Consider the following 19,503-nt stretch of genomic DNA (forward strand, 5'->3'; position numbering starts at 1 on the left):
CTCCTGTCATGACACGAGGCGCTATGCATATCGACTCCCTCAAGACCCTGGTGGTGGATGCCCTGGAAGAGCTCAAGGCCCAGGACATCACCCTGCTGGATGTCTCCAACCTGACCAGTGTCACCGACCTGATGCTGGTGGCCAGCGGCACCTCCAACCGCCATGTGGCGGCGCTGGCCAATAACGTGGTGGAAAAGGCCAAGGCCGCGGGGCTCCAGCCCCTGGGTACCGAGGGCCGTGCCGGAGACGACTGGGTGCTGGTGGACCTGGGTGACCTGGTGGTGCACGTGATGTTGCCGGAGACCCGTCGCCTCTACGACCTGGAGCGACTCTGGGCCGACCTGCCCGCCGACGGGGAGCGCCGCGGGGGCGCGGTGTGAAGATCAAGCTGGTGGCGGTGGGCAATCGCATGCCCGCCTGGGTGGAGGCCGGGGTGGCCGAGTATCGCAAGCGCCTGCCGCGGGACTTCGCCCTGGAGATCGTCGAGATCGCTCCGGGCGCCCGGGGCAAGAACAGCGACCCGGCCCGGGCCGTGGCCCAGGAGGCGGAACGCATTCGCGAGCGCCTCAGGGGCAACGAGCACCGGGTGGCGCTCGAGGTGGGAGGCAAGCCCTGGAGCACCGAGCAGCTGGCCCGGGAGGCTGAGGGGTGGCGCCTGGAGGGCCGCGACGTGGCTCTGCTGGTGGGTGGCCCCGACGGCCTGGAACCGGGACTCTCCGCGAGTGCCGACCAGCGCTGGTCGCTGTCGCCGCTGACCCTGCCGCACCCCCTGGTGCGCATCCTGCTCGCCGAGCAGCTCTACCGGGCCTGGACCCTGCTGGTCGGCCACCCCTATCACCGTTGAGCGAGTTCATGTCGCCGAGCCTTATTCATGCGTAATTCTCGCCAGGCGCTGAAGAACCCCGAGCAGGAAGTGCGCATCTTCCGCTGGCGCTCGCTGCTGGCGGCCTTCCTGGTGGTGGCCCTGACCGCCACCCTGATGGGTCGCCTGGCCTACCTGCAGGTGGTGCAGCACGAGGTCTATATCACCCGCTCGGAGAAGAACCGGGTGCGGGTCGAACCGCTGCCTCCGACCCGTGGGCTGATCTATGACCGCAACGGCGTGCTGCTGGCCGAGAATCGCCCCACCTACAACCTGACCCTGGTGCGCGAGCGGGTCGAGGACCTGGAGGCGACACTGGCGCTGTTGGTGGAGTTGCTCGAGTTGCCGGAGGATGAAGTGGAGGCCTTCCGCGAGCGCTCCCGACAGCGTCAGCGGCCCTTCCAGCCGGCGCTGCTGATGAGTGACCTGGACGAAGTGCAGATCGCTCGCCTGGCGGTCAATCGCCACCGCCTGCCCGGCGTCGAGGTAGAGGCGCAACTGCTGCGCTACTACCCGGATGCCGAGATCATGGCCCACGCCCTGGGCTATGTGGGGCGCATCAATGCCGAAGAGCTGCAGACCCTGGACACCGGCAACTACGCGGGCACCCACTTCATCGGCAAGACCGGGGTGGAACGCCAGTACGAGAGCCTGCTGCATGGCCAGGCGGGGCTGCGTCAGGTGGAGACCAATGCCCGAGGGCGGGTATTGCGGGAGTTGGGGCGGAGTGACCCGGTGCCCGGGCAGAACCTGACCCTGACCCTCGACAAGGAACTGCAGACCCTGGCCTATGAACTGCTCGATGGTCGCCGTGGCTCCATCGTTGCCATCGAGCCGGCCAGTGGCGAGATCCTCGCCATGGTCTCCGCCCCCGGTTTCGACAGCAACCAGTTCGTCACCGGTATCGATACCGCTTCCTACCGGGCATTGCAGGACGATATCGACCTGCCGCTGTTCAATCGCGCCATCCGTGGCCAGTACCCGCCGGGCTCTACCATCAAGCCCTTCCTGGCCCTGGCTGGCCTGGCGGAAGGGGTGATCACCCCGGATACCGTGGTGCGTGACCCCGGCTACTACCAGTTGCCCAATGATACCCGGCGCTACCGCAACTGGCTGCGCTGGGGGCATGGGCGGGTCGACATGGAGCGTTCCATCGCCGTCTCCAACAACACCTACTACTACCAGTTGGCCCATGAGCTGGGGATCGATCGCCTGCATATGCACATGACGCGCTTCGGCTTCGGCCAGCGGGTCGGGCACGACGTCTTCGGCGAGAGCGCTGCCCTGATGCCCTCCCGGGAGTGGAAGCGGGGACGCTTCAACCAGCCCTGGTACCCCGGCGAGACCCTCTCGGTGGGCATCGGCCAGGGCTACTGGATGGTCACGCCCCTGCAGCTGGCCACCGCCACCGCCGTGCTGGCCAACCGTGGTGAGTGGATCACGCCGCACCTGGCCCGGGCGGTGGGGGACGAGCCGGTGGTCATGGCCCCCGCACCGGAATCGGTTCACCTCGAGAATGACCAGTGGTGGGACCGGGTCTTCTCCGGCATGGAAAAGGTGCTGACCGGCCATGAGGGCACGGCACGCCGCACCGGCGTCGGCCTGGAGTACCGCATGGGGGGCAAGTCGGGGACCGCCCAGGTCTTCTCCCTGGGGCAGGATCAGCGTTACAACGCCGAGGAACTCGCCGAGCGGCTGCGTGACCACGCCCTCTTCATGGCCTTCGCGCCCCTGGAGGAGCCGCGGATCGCGGTCTCGGTGATCGTCGAGAACGCCGGCGGCGGGAGTACCCATGCGGCGCACCTGGCCCGCGCCATGACCGACGCCTGGTTGCTGGAGGAGGAGGCCCCCGAGGTGGAGGAGTTGCGCGAGCGTATCGAGAGCGACAACGGCAGGGTGGCCGGAAACTGATATGAATCGATTCGAACAGCTGGCGCCGTGGCGTTCGCGTCCGGTGCGTCCCCCGCAGAGTGGTATCTCGCGACGCAAGTCGGTGTGGACCCGGTTGCACCTGGACCCCTGGCTGCTGGCGTTGTTGCTGGTGCTGATGGGGGGTGGCCTGATGGTGCTCTTCAGTGCCAGCGGCCAGCGCCTGCCGGTGGTCCAGGCCCAGGCGACCCGCTTCGTCGCCGCCCTGGTGGTGATGCTGCTGCTGGCGCGGCTGTCGCCGGCCAGCCTGATGCGCTGGGCGCCCGTGGTCTATGGCGGCGGACTCCTGATGCTGATCGCCGTGGAGATCATGGGGGATATCGGCATGGGCGCCAAGCGCTGGCTGGTAATCCCCGGGGTGATGCGTTTCCAGCCGTCGGAGCTGATGAAACTGGCCATGCCGATGATGGTGGCCGCCTACCTGTGCCGCCGTCCGCTGCCGCCGCGCTGGCAAGACCTGCTGGTGTGTGGCGTCCTGCTGGCGCTGCCGGTGTTGCTGATCGCCCGCCAGCCGGACCTGGGCACCTCCTTGCTGGTGGCCTGCTCGGGCGTCTTCGTGATCCTGCTGGCGGGACTCTCCTGGCGCTTTATCCTGGCCATGGGGGCGTTGGCCGCCGCCGCCTTGCCGCTGCTGTGGATGAACATGCACAACTACCAGCGCCAGCGGGTGCTGACCTTCCTCAATCCGGAGAGCGATCCGCTGGGCGCGGGCTGGAACATCATCCAGTCGACCACCGCCATCGGTAGCGGCGGCCTCACCGGCAAGGGCTGGCTCGGGGGCACCCAGTCGCAGCTGGAATTCCTGCCCGAGCGCCACACCGACTTTATCGTCGCGGTGCTGGGCGAGGAGTTCGGCCTGGTGGGCATGCTGACGGTGCTGGTGCTCTACCTGCTGATCATCGGTCGCGGCCTATGGCTGGCCAACACCGCCCAGGACAGCTTCGGACGCCTGCTGGCCGGCAGTATCGTGCTGACCTTCTTTATCTATGTGTTCGTCAACGTGGGCATGGTCAGCGGGATCCTGCCGGTGGTCGGGGTGCCCCTGCCACTGGTCAGCTATGGCGGTACCTCCAGCGTGACCTTGCTGGCCGGTTTCGGTATTCTCATGGCCATTCAGGCCCACCGTCGGCTACTGCCCAGATAGTGGCGGCATACCAGGGAGAGGAGAGACGATGAAGCGAGTGAAAGCCGGCTCGGCCTGGCTGTTGAGCCTGGGGCTGGGAGTGATGCTACCGGCCCAGGCCGCCGACTTCGATCCCGCCGAGCACGACGGGGTGGCGGCGCTGGTGGCGGAGCTGAGCGCCCGGGAGATTCCGGCAGAGTGGCTCAACGAGCAATTGCGGGCCGCGGTCTTCCAGCAGAGCGTGCTGGATGCCATGGCCGGCGCCGCCGAGCGTCGCCTGCGCTGGGACGAGTACCGTGCCATCTTCATGCAGCCGGAGCGGGTCGCCGAAGGGGTCGACTTTATCGACGCCCATCATGAGGCCTTCGCCCGCGCCGAGTCGGAGTTCGGCGTGCCCCCGGAGGTCATCGCCGCCATCATCGGCGTCGAGACCCGCTTCGGCCAGTTCAAGGGGCGCCACCGGGTGCTCGATTCCCTGGCGACCCTGGCCTTCCACCATCCACGGCGCGGCGACTTCTTCCGCGGCGAGCTGGCCGCCTTCCTGGAGATCACCCATGAGCAGGGCGTCGAGCCCGGCGAGATGATGGGGTCCTATGCCGGTGCCATGGGTTACCCCCAATTCATTCCCACCAGTTATCGCGCCTATGCGGTGGACTTCGACGGCGATGGCATTCGCGACCTCTGGTTCAACCCGGTCGATGCCATCGGCAGCGTCGCCAACTACTTCGCCGAGCACCGCTGGCGCCCGGGCGAGCCGATCTACGCCGACGCCGAGGGACCGGAAGCGCTCCCGGATGGTATCGACTTCAACCGGACCCGGCCTCCCTATGCCGAGCTGGGTCGCCTCGCTTCGGTTGGGATCGGGCCGATGAATGGTGCCTACGACGAGGACGCCCGGGTGATTCCCCTGGCCCTGGACTACCAGGATGAGGCCGGCGATATCCATTACCGCTATCGCCTGGGGCACCATAACTTCTATGTGATCACCCGCTACAACCATAGCCATCTCTATGCCATGGCGGTCACCGAGCTGGCCGAGGCCATCGCCGCGGCCCGGGAGGAGGACGCATGAAGGTCACTCCCCTGAGCCTGCTGGCGATCGCGGCACTGCTGGCGGGCTGTGCCAGTGGCGGGGGGGGCAGCAGTGCCCCGGCGCCCGGCGACGCCGCGGCGAGTGCCACCGAGACCGCCACCGGACGCTACGCCCGGGCCAGCGATGCCTATCCGGAGTTGCCCCCGGACGTCTCCGATGTGCCGGATGCGGTGCCGCGGATCGAACCTCGTTCCCGGGGCGGCAATCGCTCCCCCTATCAGGTGTGGGGCCAGAGCTATCGGGTGCTGGATGACGCCCGAGGCTATCGACGCTCCGGTATCGCTTCCTGGTATGGGGAGAAGTTTCACGGCTACGCCACCTCCAATGGCGAAATCTACGACATGTACAAGATGAGCGCCGCCCACCGCTCGCTGCCGCTGCCCACCTATGCCCGGGTCACCAGCCAGGTCAATGGCCAGTCGGTGATCGTGCGAATCAATGATCGCGGCCCCTTCCATGAGGATCGCGAGATCGATCTCTCCTATGCCGCCGCGGCGCGCCTGGGGATCCTCGACGCCGGTACCGGCCGGGTCACGGTGGAGGCCATCGACCCCGAGGAGTGGTTGGCCCGGAATGGCCAGTCGACCGCGCCCCGGGCGACGCCGACCGAGCGCGGCCCGACCGAGCCCCGCCCAGCGAGCGCATCGGTCGAGCCTGCCCCGGCGACCCAGGCCCCGTCAGGTGAGCAGGCGGTGCCCGGCGAGCCTCTCTTTCTGCAGGTGGCCGCCCTTGGCTCGTCGGGCAATGCCCAGGAACTCAAGGCCCGCCTCGAGGCCGAGCTGGGGCACCCGGTGCGGGTGGAGAGCCAGGCCGGCATCCACCGGGTCCAGGTGGGGCCGGTGGCCGATGCCGGGCGCCTCGACCCGCTGCGCGATGCCCTGCGTCGGGCCGGCTTCGCCCAGACCCTGCTGATTCGCCAAGAGTAACGATTGTCTTCCCCATGTATTTATCGATGAGATATCGCCCTATGAGCCAGTTGTCACTTCGTTTGCCGCTGCGGCGCCTGCTCGGCACCCTGTTGCTCTGTGTCGCTACCCTGAGCCTGTCGGCCCAGGCCCAGCAGCCGACGCCCCAGACCATGATTCCGGCCCCGCCCCAACTGGCCGCCAGCTCCTGGATCCTGATGGATGCCAACAGCGGCGAGGTGCTGGTGGAGCACAACGCCGACGAGCGCCTGCCGCCGGCCAGCCTCACCAAGCTGATGACCGCCTACCTGGTGGAGCGGGAGCTCGATCAGGGCAATATCGCCATGGAGGATCCGGTGACCATCAGCGAGCGCGCCTGGCGCACCGGGGGCTCGAAGATGTTCGTCGAGGTGGGGACCCAGGTCTCCATCCATGATCTGCTCTACGGCATCATCATCCAGTCCGGCAACGATGCCAGCGTCGCCGTGGCCGAGCACCTGGCCGGTGGCGAGCGTCCCTTCGCCGACCTGATGAACCAGCACGCTACCCGCCTGGGCATGCACAACACCAACTTCGTCAATGCCACCGGCCTGCCGGATGCCGATCACTACTCTTCGGCCCGAGACATGGCGCTGCTCTCCCGCTACATCATCAACGACTACCCCGAGCACTACGCGGTCTACTCGGAGCGCTACTTCACCTATAACGGCATTCGTCAGCCCAATCGCAATCGCCTGCTGTGGCGCGATCCTTCGGTGGATGGCCTCAAGACCGGCCACACCAGCGAGGCCGGCTACTGCCTGGTCGCTTCCGCCGAGCGTGATGGCATGCGGCTGATCTCGGTGGTGATGGGCACCGCCTCCGAAGAGGCACGGGCCCAGGAGACCCAGAAGCTGCTCAGCTACGGCTTCCGCTATTACGAGACCCTCAAGGTGTATGAGGAGGATGAGGTCGTCGCTACCCCGCGCATCTGGGGTGGCGAGGTGGATGAGCTGAGCCTGGGTGTCGACGGCGCGCTGTGGGCCACCGTGCCCCGTGCGCGCAACGAGGGCCTCAATGCCCGGCTGAGCCTGCCCGACGCCATCAATGCCCCGGTGGCCGCCGGCGAGCGGGTCGGTACTCTCCAGGTGGTACTGGGCGACGAGGTGGTGGCCGAACGCCCCCTGGTGGCCCTGGAGCCGGTGGAGCAGGGCGGCTTGTTCAAGCGCCTGCTGGACGCCATTCGCCAGTTTATCAGCGGTTTCTTTAGCTGATCCTTGAGTTCCTGAGCCCCACCGCCCCCGATGGAAATGGCTAAGGGGCGCTGGGGACAGGCCGGAGCGGGGGTCCTATGCCAGGGATGGCATCGGTAGCGCCCAGGGAGGGGTTCACAGCGCCCCGCGATGGCCTGTCCTCAGGTTAGCCCCGTGAAAGCGTGTTAACTGCGATAGCCCTGCCTCAACGCTCCCTTGGTGGCAGGGGATAGGTTGAGTAGAATACTCGGACATGACTTGCGTCGAGTATTCCTCATGAGCGACAACTCCCTGCGTGACCTGCGCCAGGCCCCTGGCGGCGCGGCGCGTCCCAAGGTCGAATTCCCCTGTGACTACCCGCTGAAGATCGTCGGCGACGCCGCCGACGACTTTCGCGCGACCGTGGTGGCCATCGTCGAGACCCATGCACCGGGCTTCGACCGCACCAGCATTCAGGTGGTGGACAGCCGCAACGGCCGCTTCCAGTCGGTGCGCCTGACCATCACCGCCGAAGGCGAGGCCCACCTGCAGCGCCTGTTCACCGCCCTCAAGGCCACCGGCCGCGTGCATATGGTGGTGTGATGGCGTCCACTCCGGCCCTGCTGCCGTCCATCGAATTTCATCGCCTCGGCCGACGCCCCTATGAGCCGGTGTGGCAGGCGATGCGCGACTTCACCGACCGGCGCGACGCCGAGACCCCCGACCAGTTCTGGCTGGTGGAGCACGACCCGGTCTTTACCCAGGGGCGGGCGGGCAAGCCCGAGCATCTGCTGATGCCCGGGGACATTCCCGTGGTGCAGAGTGATCGGGGTGGCCAGGTCACCTATCACGGGCCGGGACAGGTGGTGCTCTATCCGTTGATCGATGTGCGTCGCGCCGGCCTCGGCGTGCGCGACCTGGTGACGGCCCTGGAGCAGGCGGTGATTGCCCTGCTCGCCGAGCTGGGCGTCGAGGCCCGGGCGCGCCCCGATGCCCCCGGCGTCTATGTGGGCGATGACAAGATCGCCTCCCTGGGGCTGAGGATCCGCCGCGGCAGCAGTTTCCACGGCGTGGCGCTGAACGTCGACGGCGATCTCTCGCCCTTCCAGCGCATCAACCCCTGCGGTTACGCCGGCATGGCCATGACCCGCCTGGCGGATCTGGTGGACGACTGTCCGGACGTGGCGACGGTGGGGGAGCGCCTGGCCTTTTGTCTGGCCAGCGAACTGGGCAGGACCCTGGACTCCGCCTAGGCCCTTGCCAGATCGAAAAAAGCCAGTGACAAGGACTTTCCTTGTCACTGGCCATATTCAGCTCAGGCTATCTTCCAGCTTCCAGCTTCCAGCTTCCAGCTTCCAGCGTTACCCCACGTTGACCGCCTCGATCCGATTGGGATCGGGGGTCTGCCCGGGTACCTCGGCGGGGGCGGCCAGGCCCAGGTTGTTTTTCTCGAACACCCGGTCGGCGCGGTAGCTGGAGCGCACCAGCGGGCCCGAGGCCACCTCCATAAAGCCCTTCTCCAGGCCGATCCGGCGGTAGCGCTCGAACTCCTCGGGGGTGACGTAGCGCTCCACCGGCAGGTGGTTGCGGGTCGGGCGCAGGTACTGGCCCAGGGTAACGATATCCACGCCGATCTCTCGCAGGTCGTCGAAGGTGGCGAGGATCTCCTCCTCGGTCTCGCCGAGACCCAGCATCAGGCTGGTCTTGGTGAGTACCTCGGGCTTGTGGCGCTTGGCATGGGCCAGCACGTCCAGGGTCTTGCGGTAGCCGGCGCGGGGATCGCGGACCCGCTCGGTGAGGCGTTCCACGGTCTCGACGTTCTGGGCGAAGACCTCCAGGCCCGAGTCCACCACCTGCTCGATGGCGGCGTGGACGCCGTCGAAGTCCGGGGTCAAGGCTTCCACCACCACCTCGGGGGTGTTGGCCTTGATGGCACGGATACAGGCCGCATAGTGGGAGGCGCCACCGTCCTCCAGGTCGTCGCGATCCACCGAGGTCAGCACGATATAGCGCAGCCCCATCAGTTCCACTGACTCGGCGGTATTGGCCGGTTCCTCGGCGTCCAGCCAGCCCTTGGGGTTGCCGGTGTCCACGGCGCAGAAGCGGCAGGCGCGGGTACATACCGAGCCCATCAGCATGATGGTCGCCGTGCCATTGCTCCAGCACTCGCCCATGTTGGGGCAGTGGGACTCGGCGCAGACGGTGCTCAGGCGGTGCTCGCTGACGTTGCGTTTGACCGCCTCGAAACGCTCGCCGCCGGGGATCTGGGCGCGCAGCCACTTGGGCTTGCGCCCCAGGTCGGGGCCCTCGCCCTCCTGGCGGCGCTGCTTGATGCCGTCCTTGATGGCGGTGAAGCCGTGCTCGGTGCGGAACTTGGCGCCGCTGGAGATCGGTTTCGAGGTGTCGTCGTTCATAAGGGGTGAGCTCCTCCGCTGGGCGGCTGCCAGGGCCGGGCGCTGCGCCGCTGGTCGCCCGGGGTGGGACCAAGCTGGGCGGGCCGGTGACCCGATGGATTGCAGGCCGGTAATTTACCACAGCCGCGCCGAACTGGCACAGGCCGGCCACTTAGGCGTCCACGATAAGAGGGTGTTTACAAACTACTGCGCTAGGCCATGCGGCGTTGAAATCAGTCTCAAAATGCTCATTTACCCCCTCGTAAACTCCGCTTTTTCGACTGATTTCGCCTTACCTGGCCATCGCTCGTGACATTTGTAAACACCCTCTAAGGCGCATCAGGATTTCAGCGGCAGGCAGGCGACGTCGTGGCCCGGCATGGGCGTCAGGGGGGCCTGGAAATGGGTGTTGAGCTCCGGCAGGATCTCCCGCACGAAGCGCAGGAAGAGTTCGGTGACCGGGGAGGGGGGCCTGTCCTTGGGGTGTACCGTGCACCAGGAGCGGCGCAGCGGGAAGCCCGGCAGGCGCGGTGAGGCGAGCAGTCCCGAGGCGATCTCCAGCTGCACCGCCAGGCGCGGCAGCACCGCCACTCCCAGGTGCGCCATGACCCCCTGCTTGATCGCCTCGTTGGTGCCCAGCTCGATGGTATGCGAGAGCGAGACCCGCTCCCGGGCGGCGAACTCCTCGAAGGCCGTGCGTGCCCCGGAGCCCGGTTCGCGCATCAGCACATAGTGGTGGGCGAAATCGTCGAGGGTCGGTGCCTTGGCGGCGAGCAGGGGGTGGCCCGGCCAGACCACCGGTATCAGCTCGTTGTCGAGGATCGGCATAAAGGCCAGGTTGGGGTCGCTGGGCACCATGCCCATGATCACCAGGTCGTCGCGGCGCTCCGCCAGGCGCTCCAGGGCCTGGCCGCGGTTGCACACCCGCAGCCGTACCTGAACCTCCGGGTAGCGGGCGCGAAAGCGCGCCAGGATATGCGGCACCACATACTGGGCGGTGGAGACCGCCGCCAGGTTGAGCTCGCCGCGAATGGTGCCGGCCAGCTCCGAGAGCTCCATCTGCAGGCTCGAGACCTGGCCGAAGATCGCCTGTACCGAGGCCGAGAGGGCGTCGGCGGCGGGCAGGATATGCAGGGTCTTGCCGGCATACTTGAACAGCGGTTGTTCCAGCACCTGCTCGAGCTGGCGAATCTGGGCGCTGACCGCCGGTTGCGTCAAGCCGAGCTGCTCCGCCGCGCGGGAATAGGACTGCTGGCGGTAGACCGCCTGGAACACCTGCAGCTGACGAAAGGTCAGGCGGTTGAGCAGACTGGGACGTGACATGGTTGCGCTTCCGCTAGCTATAAGTCCTGACTTATAGGTTGGCAAAAAAAATACGGCTTTTCTATTGGTTCCGGCCCGGCTAGGTTAAAGGGTTGGGCCGGGGCCCTGGACTCGGCCTGGCCGCGGGCACAGTCTTCCCCATGCCCGTCATGGACGCAACCCTGGAGGCCTCGTGTTCACGAAGTTGTTGATTGCCAATCGCGGCGAGATCGCAGTGCGCATCGAGCGGGCCTGTGCCGAGATGGGCATTCGCTCGGTGGCCATCTATACCGAGCCGGACCGCTTCGCCCTGCACGTGAAGCGCGCCGACGAGGCCTACTTCGTCGGCGACGACCCCCTGGCCGGCTACCTGGATCCGCGGCGCCTGGTGGACCTGGCCCGGGAGACCGGCTGTGACGCCATCCACCCCGGTTACGGCTTCCTGGCCGAGAATGCCGAGTTCGCCCGAATCTGCACCGAGGCGGGCATCGTCTTCATCGGGCCCGACAGCGAGGCCATTGCCGCCCTCGGCGACAAGGTGGCGGCGCGGGGCGTCATGCATGGCGCCGGTATCCCCATCACCCCCGGTGCCATGGCGGCCCTGACCGGCCTCGACGAGGCCCGGGCGCTGGCCGATGGCCTGGGTTACCCGGTGATGCTCAAGACCCTGCGCGGCGGCGGCGGACGCGGCCTGCGCCGCTGTGATGACGCCGTCCAGCTGACCCGGGCCTGGGAAACCCTGCCCGAGGAGAGCGGCGAGACCGAGCTCTACCTGGAGAAGTGCATCGCCGCGGCCCAGCATATCGAGGTGCAGGTGCTCGCCGACCGGCATGGTGGGGTGATCCACCTCTTCGAGCGGGACTGTTCGTTGCAGCGGCGTAATCGCAAGCTGATCGAGGTGGCCCCCAGTCCGCGGCTGACCCCGGAGCAGCGGGCCTACATGGGCGAGCTGGCGATCCAGGCGGCCACCGCGGTGGGCTTCGAGAACGCCGGCACCGTGGAATTTCTGGTGCGTGGCAACGAGATCTATTTCATGGAGATGAACCCGCGCATCCAGGTGGAGCACACCGTCACCGAGGCGGTCACCGGGGTGGATATCGTCCGCGAGCAGATCCGCCTCGCCGCCGGCCACAAGCTGGCCTTCCGCCAGGAGGATATCCGCCACCACGGCTATGCCATCCAGTGCCGCATCAATGCCGAGGACCCCAAGAACGACTTCCTGCCCTCCTTCGGGCGCATCACCCGCTACTATGCCCCCGGCGGCCCCGGGGTGCGGGTCGACACCGCCATCCATACCGGCTACCGGGTGCCGCCCCACTTCGATACCCTCTGCCTGAAGCTGATCGTCTGGGGCATGACCTGGGAGGAGACCCTCAATCGGGCGGTACGCGCCCTGGATGACATGCGCCTACAGGGCATCAAGACCACGGCGGCCTATTACGAAGAGATACTGCGTCACCCGGCGCTGCGCGAAGGGCACTTCGACACCGGCTTCCTGGCCGCCCACCCGGAGCTGCTCGACTACTCGAGCAAACGCCATCCGGAGGAGGTGGCCCTGGTGATCGCCGCCGCCATCGCCGCCCATGCCGGCCTCTAAGGACCTACAGAGAATGAGTGAATCGAACGACCCGGTACGGCTCACCGAAGTGGTGCTGCGCGACGGCCACCAGTCGCTGATTGCCACCCGCCTGCGCACCGAGGACATGCTGCCGGCCTGTCCCGAACTGGATGCCATCGGTTACCACGCCCTGGAGGTGTGGGGCGGGGCGACCTTCGATGCCTGCGTGCGCTTTCTCAAGGAGGATCCCTGGGAGCGGCTGCACCGCTTGAAGGCGGCGCTGCCCAGGACGCCATTGCAGATGCTGCTGCGGGGCCAGAACCTGGTGGGCTATCGCCACTATGCCGACGACGTGGTGGAGGCCTTCGTGGCCCGGGCCGCGGCGGGGGGCATCGATATCTTCCGCCTCTTCGACTCCCTGAACGACTTCCGCAACCTGGAGGTGCCCCTGGCCGCGGTCAAGGCCAGCGGCAAGCATGCCCAGGCGGCGCTCTGCTACACGGTGAGCCCGGTCCACGATCGGGCCAGCTTCGTCGCGGATGCCAAGCAACTGGTGGCCATGGGCGCCGACTCCATCGCCATCAAGGACATGGCGGGGCTGCTCACCCCCTACGCCACCTACGAGCTGGTGGCGGCCCTGGTCGATGCCCTGGAGGTGCCGGTGCACCTGCATACCCACGCCACCTCGGGGCTCGCCGCCATGTGTCACCTCAAGGCGGTGGAGGCCGGCTGTCGCCACCTGGATACCTGCAGCGGCGCCTTCGCCGGTGGCACCAGTCACCCGGCCAGCGAGGCGCTGGTAGCGGCCCTGCAGGGCACGCCCCAGGACACCGGTCTGGATCTGGCGGCGATTCGCCGGGTCGGTGATGCCCTGCGCGAGGCGCGCGCCCAATATGCCCGCTTCGAGAGCGAGTTCACCCGGGAGGATATCGGTGTGCAGCTCAACCAGATCCCCGGCGGCATGATGTCCAACCTGGCCAACCAGCTGCGCGAGCAGAATGCCCTGTCGCGGATCCAGGAGGTGTTCGAGGAGATCCCCCGGGTGCGCGCCGAGCTGGGCTATCCGCCGCTGGTGACGCCCAATTCCCAGATCGTCGCCAGCCAGGCGGTGATGAACGTGCTCAGCGGTGAGCGCTACAGGGCGATCACCAACGAGGTGAAGCGCTACCTGCTGGGAGGCTATGGGCGGGCGCCGGGGCCGGTGGACGAGGCCCTGCGCAGCCGCGCCGTGGGCAACCAGCCCGTGGCTCAGGGCCGCCCGGCGGATCAGTTGCCCCCCGAGCTGCCGCGATTGCGGGAGGCCATCGGTGACCTGGCCGAGTCCGAGGAGGACCTGCTCACCTTCGCCCTCTTTCCCGATATCGGCCGCGACTTCCTGGTCGGGCGCCGGGAGGGCAGCCTGGTGCCCGAGCCGCTGGAGGAGGGGGGCGCGGCACGTCGCCCGGTAGCGGAGGCACCGCCCACCGACTTCGTGATCGATGTGCACGGCGAATCCTACGAGGTGCAGATCACCGGGGTGGGGCGCGACGTGGGCGGGCGCCGCCAGGTCTACCTGAGCCTGGACGGCATGCCCGAGGCGGTGATCTTCGAGCCCCGGGCCAGTCAGCCGGCGCCGACCGCCGCGCCCCGCGCCCGAGCCTCCGGCGCGGGGCATGTGACCACCGCCATGCCGGGGACCATCGTCGAGGTGTTGGTGGGCGTCGGTCAGCGGGTCGAGGAGGGGCAGGCGATCCTGATCACCGAGGCGATGAAGATGGAGACCGAGGTGCATGCGCGTCTGGCCGGGCGGGTCGAGGCGGTGCATGTGGCCAAGGGCGACCGGGTCACCCCGGGGGAGGTGCTGGTGGAGATCGTCGCCGAGGCGTGATTCGACGGTATGGCTGCCGTGAAACCAGCGAAGGGCGCCACTGGGCGCCCTTCGTATTGCGTTACGCCGCCGTGGCGGGCGTTCCTTAGCTTCGCGAGCTGATCCAGCCGTCGGCATCGGGAATCTCGATATCGACCGCCTCGGCTAGCCGCGGTGAGCTCAGCAGGAAGTCGGCGCTGGCCATATTGCAGGCCACCGGCACGTTCCACAGCGCCGCCAGGCGCAGCAGTGCCTTGACGTCCGGGTCGTGGGGCTGGGGGGCGAAGGGGTCCCAGAAGAACACCAGCAGGTCCAGGCGCTGCTCGGTGATGCGCGCGCCGATCTGCTGGTCGCCCCCCAGGGGGCCGCTCATGACGCCTTCGACCTCGAGGTCCAGCCGCTCGGCGACCCGGCGGGCGGTGGTGCCGGTGCCCAAGAGCTCATGTTGGGCCAGGGTGTCGCGCCAGCGCCCGGCCCAGGCCAGCAGCTCCTCCTTCTTGCCGTCGTGGGCGATCAGGGCGATGCGCTTGCGTTCGGGTAGCCGGCGGCGGTGCACCTGGCGGGGACGGGATTCGCTCATGGGACCTCCTCTCGCTCGCTTACTGGACTGACAGGATCTTCAGGGTATTGGTGCCGCCGTGGGCGTTCATATGGTCGCCGCGGGTAAGGATCACCTGATCGCCGGGACCGGCGATGCCGCGGGCCTGGAGCTCGTCCAGGGCGCGGGCATTGAGTTCGGTGGCCTCCATGGCGCGGGTGTCGAAGAGCACCGAGACCACGCCCCGATAGAGGGCCATGCGCCGCTGGGCGATGGGACTGTGGGCCAGGCCGACGATGGGCAGGCCGGAGCGGATGCGCGAGGCGATCAGCGGCGTGTAACCGGTGGACGTCATGCAGGCGATGGCGGCCACCCCGGCCAGGTGGTTGGCGGCATACATGGCCGACAGGGCCACCGTCTCGTCGATCTTCGAGAAGCCCTCGTGGATGCGGTGGCCCGACTCCTGGGCGGTGCGCTCGCGCTCGGCGCCCAGGCACAGGCGATCCATCGCCTCGATGGTCTCCACCGGGTAGTCGCCGGCGGCGGTCTCGGCGGAGAGCATCACCGCGTCGGTGCCGTCGAGCACCGCATTGGCCACGTCGAACACCTCGGCGCGGGTGGGCAGGGGCGCGCTGATCATCGACTCCATCATCTGGGTCGCGGTGATCACCGCCCGGTTGAGCTTGCGGGCGCGGCTGATGATGCGCTTCTGCACGCCGATCAGCTGGGCGTCGCCGATCTCCACCCCCAGGTCGCCGCGGGCCACCATCACCGCCTCGGAGGCGCGGATGATGCCGTCCAGGGTCTCCGGGTCGGCCACCGCCTCGGCGCGCTCCACCTTGGCCACCAGGCCGATCTCCTTGCCGGCCTCGCCGAGCAGTTCGCGGGCCTCCTGCATGTCGGCGGCGCTGCGCGGAAAGGACACCGCCAGGTAGTCGACGCCGATATCGATGGCGGTCTTGAGGTCGGCCTTGTCCTTGTCGGTGAGGGCCGCGGCGGAGAGGCCGCCGCCCTGCTTGTTGATGCCCTTGTTATTGGACAGGCGCCCGCCGACGCTGACGGTGGTGTGCACCTCGGGGCCGTCGATGCGGGTCACTTCCAGCACCAGGCGGCCGTCGTCGAGGAGCAGGACGTCGCCAACCGATACGTCCTCGGCCAGGGCCTTGTAGTCGCAGCCGACCCGCTCGGCGGTGCCCGCCTCGGTGTCCATGGCCATGTCGAGGACGAAGGCCTGGCCCTCGTCGAGGGTCACGGCACCCTCGCTGAAGCGGGCGATGCGGATCTTGGGGCCCTGGAGGTCGCCGAGGGCGGCGACGCTCTTGCCCAGACGGTCGGCGATCTCGCGCACCGCCTGCAGGCGGCGGCGGTGATCCTCGGCGGTGCCGTGGGAGAAGTTGAGGCGCACCACGTCGACGCCGGCCTGGATCATCGCCTCGAGGACGCCTTCCCGGTCGCTGGCGGGACCCAGGGTGGCGACGATCTTGGTGCGGCGCAGGGGGGAATGGGCGATCGACATGGTAGGACTCCTCTGGAATCAGCGTGGAATGAGGCCTTGGCGCGATGGCCGGGACCTCCGTTGTTCTCGATGATTGTGATGTAGTGATTTTACTACATCACAGTAGACCATGCTCGACGCCTGGTGAAAAGGGCCTCTCGAGTTCATGTCGAGGGAGTTTGTAACGAATTCATGACGGCGAGATGACGCCGCCCACCGCTTGCCTGGCCCGGAGTCGAGGGCTAGGTTCAGAAAGCGGCGGGCCTGGCGTGAAGGGGCCGGCTGGGGTAGGGTAAGCGCATTTTTCCGTCGAAGAGCCCTTCGGCGAGGGATCGATGCCGGGACCCTTCGGTCTCGGGCACATAGAAAGTGGAGCACTATGGGCAAGTCACTGGTCATCGTCGAGTCACCGGCCAAGGCCAAGACGATCAATAAGTATCTCGGCAACGATTTCGTCGTTAAGTCGAGCGTGGGGCATATTCGTGACCTGCCGACCAGCGGCTCCGGCAAGGGTGCCACGGATCCCAAGGAGCGCGCCCGCCAGGCGGCGGCGACCCGCAAGATGTCGCCGGAGGAGAAGGCTGCCTACAAGAAGCGCAAGGCCTGGGATCAGCTGATTCGGCGCATGGGCATCGACCCGGAGCACGGCTGGGAGGCCCATTATGAGATACTGCCCGGCAAGGAGAAGGTGGTCGCCGAGCTCAAGAAACAGGCCGAGAAGGCCGATGCCGTCTACCTCGCGACCGATTTGGATCGCGAGGGGGAGGCCATCGCCTGGCACCTCAAGGAGACCATCGGTGGCGACGCGTCCCGCTACAAGCGGGTGGTGTTCAACGAGATCACCAAGAACGCTATCCAGGAGGCCTTCAAGGACCCCGGCAAGCTGCAGATGGAGCGCGTCGAGGCCCAGCAGGCGCGGCGCTTCCTCGATCGGGTGGTGGGCTTCATGGTCTCGCCACTGCTCTGGAACAAGGTGGCCCGGGGCCTCTCCGCCGGGCGCGTGCAGTCGGTGGCGGTGCGCCTGATCGTCGAGCGGGAGCGGGAGATCCGCGCCTTCGTCCCGGAGGAGTTCTGGGACGTGCATGCCGACCTGGCCGCCGCCGGCCAGGCGCCGATCCGCTTCGAGCTGGTGCGCCAGGACGGCAAGACCTTCCGTCCCACCTCCGAGACGGAGACCCTGAAGCGCATCGCCGCGCTGAAAACGGCGAGCCTGGCGATCACCGGTCGGGAAGACAAGCCGACCCGCTCCAAGCCCAATGCCCCCTTTATTACCTCGACCCTGCAGCAGGCCGCCAGCGGGCGACTGGGCTTCTCGGTGAAGAAGACCATGACCCTGGCCCAGCGCCTCTACGAGGCGGGCTATATCACCTATATGCGGACCGACTCCACCAACCTCTCCCAGGATGCGGTGGCCAGTGCCCGCGACTATATTGCCGAGGAGTTCGGGGCACGCTACCTGCCCGAGTCGCCCAACCGCTACTCCAGCAAGGAGGGCGCCCAGGAGGCCCACGAGGCGATCCGTCCCTCCGAGGTGACCCGCAAGGCCAGCGACCTGGCCGGCATGGAGCGCGACGCCGAGCGGCTCTACGAGCTGATCTGGCGCCAGTTCGTGGCCTGCCAGATGACCCCGGCGGAGTACCTCTCCAGCACCCTGACCGTCGAGACCCAGGGCTATGAGCTCAAGGCCAAGGGGCGGGTGCTCAAGTTCGACGGCTATACCCGGGTCATGAAGCCCGCCGGCAAGCAGGAGGACCAGTCGCTGCCGGACCTGGCCGAGGGCACGCCGCTGGAGCTGGTGAGCCTGGACCCCCTGCAGCACTTCACCAAGCCCCCGGCGCGCTTCACCGAGGCGAGCCTGGTGCGCGAGCTGGAGAAGCGCGGCATCGGTCGTCCCTCCACCTATGCGGCAATCATCTCCACCATCCAGGAGCGCGGCTACGTCAAGCTGGAGAACCGCCGCTTCTACGCCGAGAAGCTCGGCGATATCGTCACCGATCGCCTGGCCGAGTCCTTCCGCGACCTGATGGATTTCTCCTTTACCGCGCGGATGGAGGATAGCCTCGACCAGGTGGCCGAGGGTGAGCGCAACTGGCGAGAGCTGCTGGACGCCTTCTATGCCGACTTCAAGCGTCAGCTGGAGCGGGCCGAGAGCGACGATGGCATGCGTCCCAACCAGCCGGTGCCCACCGATATCGACTGCCCCAGCTGCGGCCGCAAGATGCAGATCCGCACCGCTTCCACCGGGGTCTTCCTGGGTTGCTCCGGCTATAACCTGCCACCCAAGGAGCGCTGCAAGACCACCATCGACCTGATTCCCGGCGAGGAGGCGGTGGCCGCCGACGCCGACGAGGAGGCCGAAACCGAGGCGCTGCGTGCCAAGCACCGCTGCCCCAAGTGCGGCACCGCCATGGACAGCTACCTGATCGACGAGACCCGCAAGCTGCATATCTGCGGCAATAGCCCGGACTGCGACGGCTACGAGGTGGAGCAGGGCAAGTTCCGCATCAAGGGCTATGAGGGGCCGGTGATCGAGTGCGACAAGTGCGGCTCGGAAATGCAGCTCAAGAGCGGGCGCTTCGGCAAGTACTTCGGTTGCACCAACAGCGAGTGCAAGAACACCCGCAAGCTGCTCAAGAGCGGCGAGGTGGCGCCGCCGAAGATGGATCCCATCCCCATGCCGGAGCTGGCCTGCCAGAAGGTCGATGACCACTATGTGCTGCGCGACGGCGCCAGTGGCCTCTTCCTGGCCGCCAGCCAGTTCCCCAAGAATCGCGAGACTCGCCCGCCGCTGGTCAGCGAGCTCAAGGCCCATGCCGAGGCGCTCCCCGAGAAGTACCACTTCCTGCTCAAGGCCCCCAGCGAGGACCCGGATGGTCGCCCGGCGCAGATCCGCTTCTCGCGCAAGACCAAGAGCCAGTACGTGATGACCGAGGAGAACGGCAAGGCCAGCGGCTGGAAGGCGACCTTCGAAGGAGGCAAGTGGCAGGTAGAGGACAAGCGCAAATGACCCTGGCCGAAAAGCGCGGCAAGGCCGTTTTTATTGGGTTCTTCGCAGATCAGCGTGAAGCCACGGCCTGAGAAGGCTCCAGCTTGCTATTGTGGGAGTTCGGCTCGACCGAACGATTGGCGCCGTCAGGCGCCTTGATCGCCCTTCGGGCGATATCGCCGAGGCGTCGGGCCGGCCGAACCGGGACGCCGGATCGCCGCGCTCCCACGATAGGGTTCACGCCAAAGTGTGATGAACCTTT

General features: G+C 67.4%; 16 protein-coding genes. 12 read left to right on the top strand and 4 right to left on the bottom strand.

What is annotated here, in order from left to right; translation table 11 throughout:
- Window positions 1-23 precede the first annotated feature (23 nt).
- From rsfS to lipB, 9 genes are all read left to right on the top strand, one after another.
- Window positions 24-380 (top strand): ribosome silencing factor, encoded by a 357-nt coding sequence (gene rsfS / locus IHD13_RS01315; protein WP_195859232.1) that lies wholly within the window; start codon window positions 24-26, stop codon window positions 378-380.
- Window positions 377-844, top strand: coding sequence for a 23S rRNA (pseudouridine(1915)-N(3))-methyltransferase RlmH (rlmH, locus tag IHD13_RS01320; protein ID WP_195859233.1), 468 nt, complete (start codon window positions 377-379; stop codon window positions 842-844). The genes rsfS and rlmH overlap by 4 nt, the downstream gene beginning before the upstream one ends.
- A 27-nt stretch (window positions 845-871) precedes the next feature.
- Window positions 872-2,773, top strand: coding sequence for a penicillin-binding protein 2 (gene mrdA, locus IHD13_RS01325; RefSeq protein WP_195859234.1), 1,902 nt, complete (start codon window positions 872-874; stop codon window positions 2,771-2,773).
- 1 nt (window position 2,774) lies between these two features.
- A complete protein-coding gene (gene rodA / locus IHD13_RS01330) occupies window positions 2,775-3,935 on the top strand; it encodes a rod shape-determining protein RodA (protein WP_195859235.1) in 1,161 nt (386 codons plus the stop codon).
- Window positions 3,936-3,963: 28 nt separating this feature from the next.
- Window positions 3,964-4,986 carry a lytic murein transglycosylase B gene (mltB, locus tag IHD13_RS01335; RefSeq protein WP_195859236.1) on the top strand — a complete coding sequence of 341 codons (1,023 nt, stop codon included), beginning with the start codon at window positions 3,964-3,966 and terminating at the stop codon, window positions 4,984-4,986.
- The gene (locus tag IHD13_RS01340; RefSeq protein WP_195859237.1) at window positions 4,983-5,933 is read left to right on the top strand and encodes a septal ring lytic transglycosylase RlpA family protein; all 951 of its coding nucleotides are present in this window, start codon (window positions 4,983-4,985) and stop codon (window positions 5,931-5,933) included. Before mltB ends, IHD13_RS01340 begins: the two co-directional genes overlap by 4 nt.
- 41 nt (window positions 5,934-5,974) lie before the next feature.
- Complete coding sequence (locus IHD13_RS01345) at window positions 5,975-7,165, top strand: D-alanyl-D-alanine carboxypeptidase family protein (protein WP_195859238.1); 1,191 nt, start codon at window positions 5,975-5,977, stop codon at window positions 7,163-7,165.
- A 255-nt stretch (window positions 7,166-7,420) separates the two neighbouring features.
- A complete protein-coding gene (locus tag IHD13_RS01350; protein WP_195859239.1) occupies window positions 7,421-7,726 on the top strand; it encodes an HP0495 family protein in 306 nt (101 codons plus the stop codon).
- Window positions 7,726-8,376, top strand: coding sequence for a lipoyl(octanoyl) transferase LipB (lipB, locus tag IHD13_RS01355; protein WP_195859240.1), 651 nt, complete (start codon window positions 7,726-7,728; stop codon window positions 8,374-8,376). Before IHD13_RS01350 ends, lipB begins: the two co-directional genes overlap by 1 nt.
- Window positions 8,377-8,484: 108 nt before the next feature.
- Here lipB and lipA read toward each other — a convergent pair whose 3' ends face one another.
- Window positions 8,485-9,537, bottom strand: a complete 1,053-nt coding sequence (lipA, locus tag IHD13_RS01360; protein ID WP_195859241.1) for a lipoyl synthase — start codon at window positions 9,535-9,537, stop codon at window positions 8,485-8,487.
- 318 nt (window positions 9,538-9,855) lie between these two features.
- Entirely contained in the window at window positions 9,856-10,839 is a 984-nt protein-coding gene (locus tag IHD13_RS01365) for a LysR family transcriptional regulator (protein WP_195859242.1), read from the bottom strand.
- A 172-nt stretch (window positions 10,840-11,011) separates the two neighbouring features.
- Between IHD13_RS01365 and IHD13_RS01370 the strand changes: the two genes are divergently transcribed.
- Both IHD13_RS01370 and oadA read left to right on the top strand, forming a co-directional pair.
- Complete coding sequence (locus tag IHD13_RS01370; protein ID WP_195859243.1) at window positions 11,012-12,415, top strand: acetyl-CoA carboxylase biotin carboxylase subunit; 1,404 nt, start codon at window positions 11,012-11,014, stop codon at window positions 12,413-12,415.
- Between the two features lie 13 nt (window positions 12,416-12,428).
- Window positions 12,429-14,243, top strand: coding sequence for a sodium-extruding oxaloacetate decarboxylase subunit alpha (gene oadA, locus IHD13_RS01375; protein WP_195859244.1), 1,815 nt, complete (start codon window positions 12,429-12,431; stop codon window positions 14,241-14,243).
- 85 nt (window positions 14,244-14,328) lie between these two features.
- Here oadA and IHD13_RS01380 read toward each other — a convergent pair whose 3' ends face one another.
- On the bottom strand, window positions 14,329-14,802 hold the full coding sequence (locus IHD13_RS01380; RefSeq protein WP_195859245.1) for a methylglyoxal synthase: 474 nt from the start codon (window positions 14,800-14,802) through the stop codon (window positions 14,329-14,331).
- Between the two features lie 19 nt (window positions 14,803-14,821).
- Window positions 14,822-16,276, bottom strand: a complete 1,455-nt coding sequence (gene pyk / locus IHD13_RS01385; RefSeq protein WP_195859246.1) for a pyruvate kinase — start codon at window positions 16,274-16,276, stop codon at window positions 14,822-14,824.
- Window positions 16,277-16,634: 358 nt separating this feature from the next.
- On the opposite strand from pyk, the gene topA reads away from it, so the two are divergent.
- On the top strand, window positions 16,635-19,262 hold the full coding sequence (gene topA, locus IHD13_RS01390) for a type I DNA topoisomerase (protein WP_195859247.1): 2,628 nt from the start codon (window positions 16,635-16,637) through the stop codon (window positions 19,260-19,262).
- Window positions 19,263-19,503: the final 241 nt, after the last annotated feature.

It is taken from the genome of Halomonas sp. 328, from assembly GCF_015645095.1.
GTDB lineage: Bacteria > Pseudomonadota > Gammaproteobacteria > Pseudomonadales > Halomonadaceae > Bisbaumannia.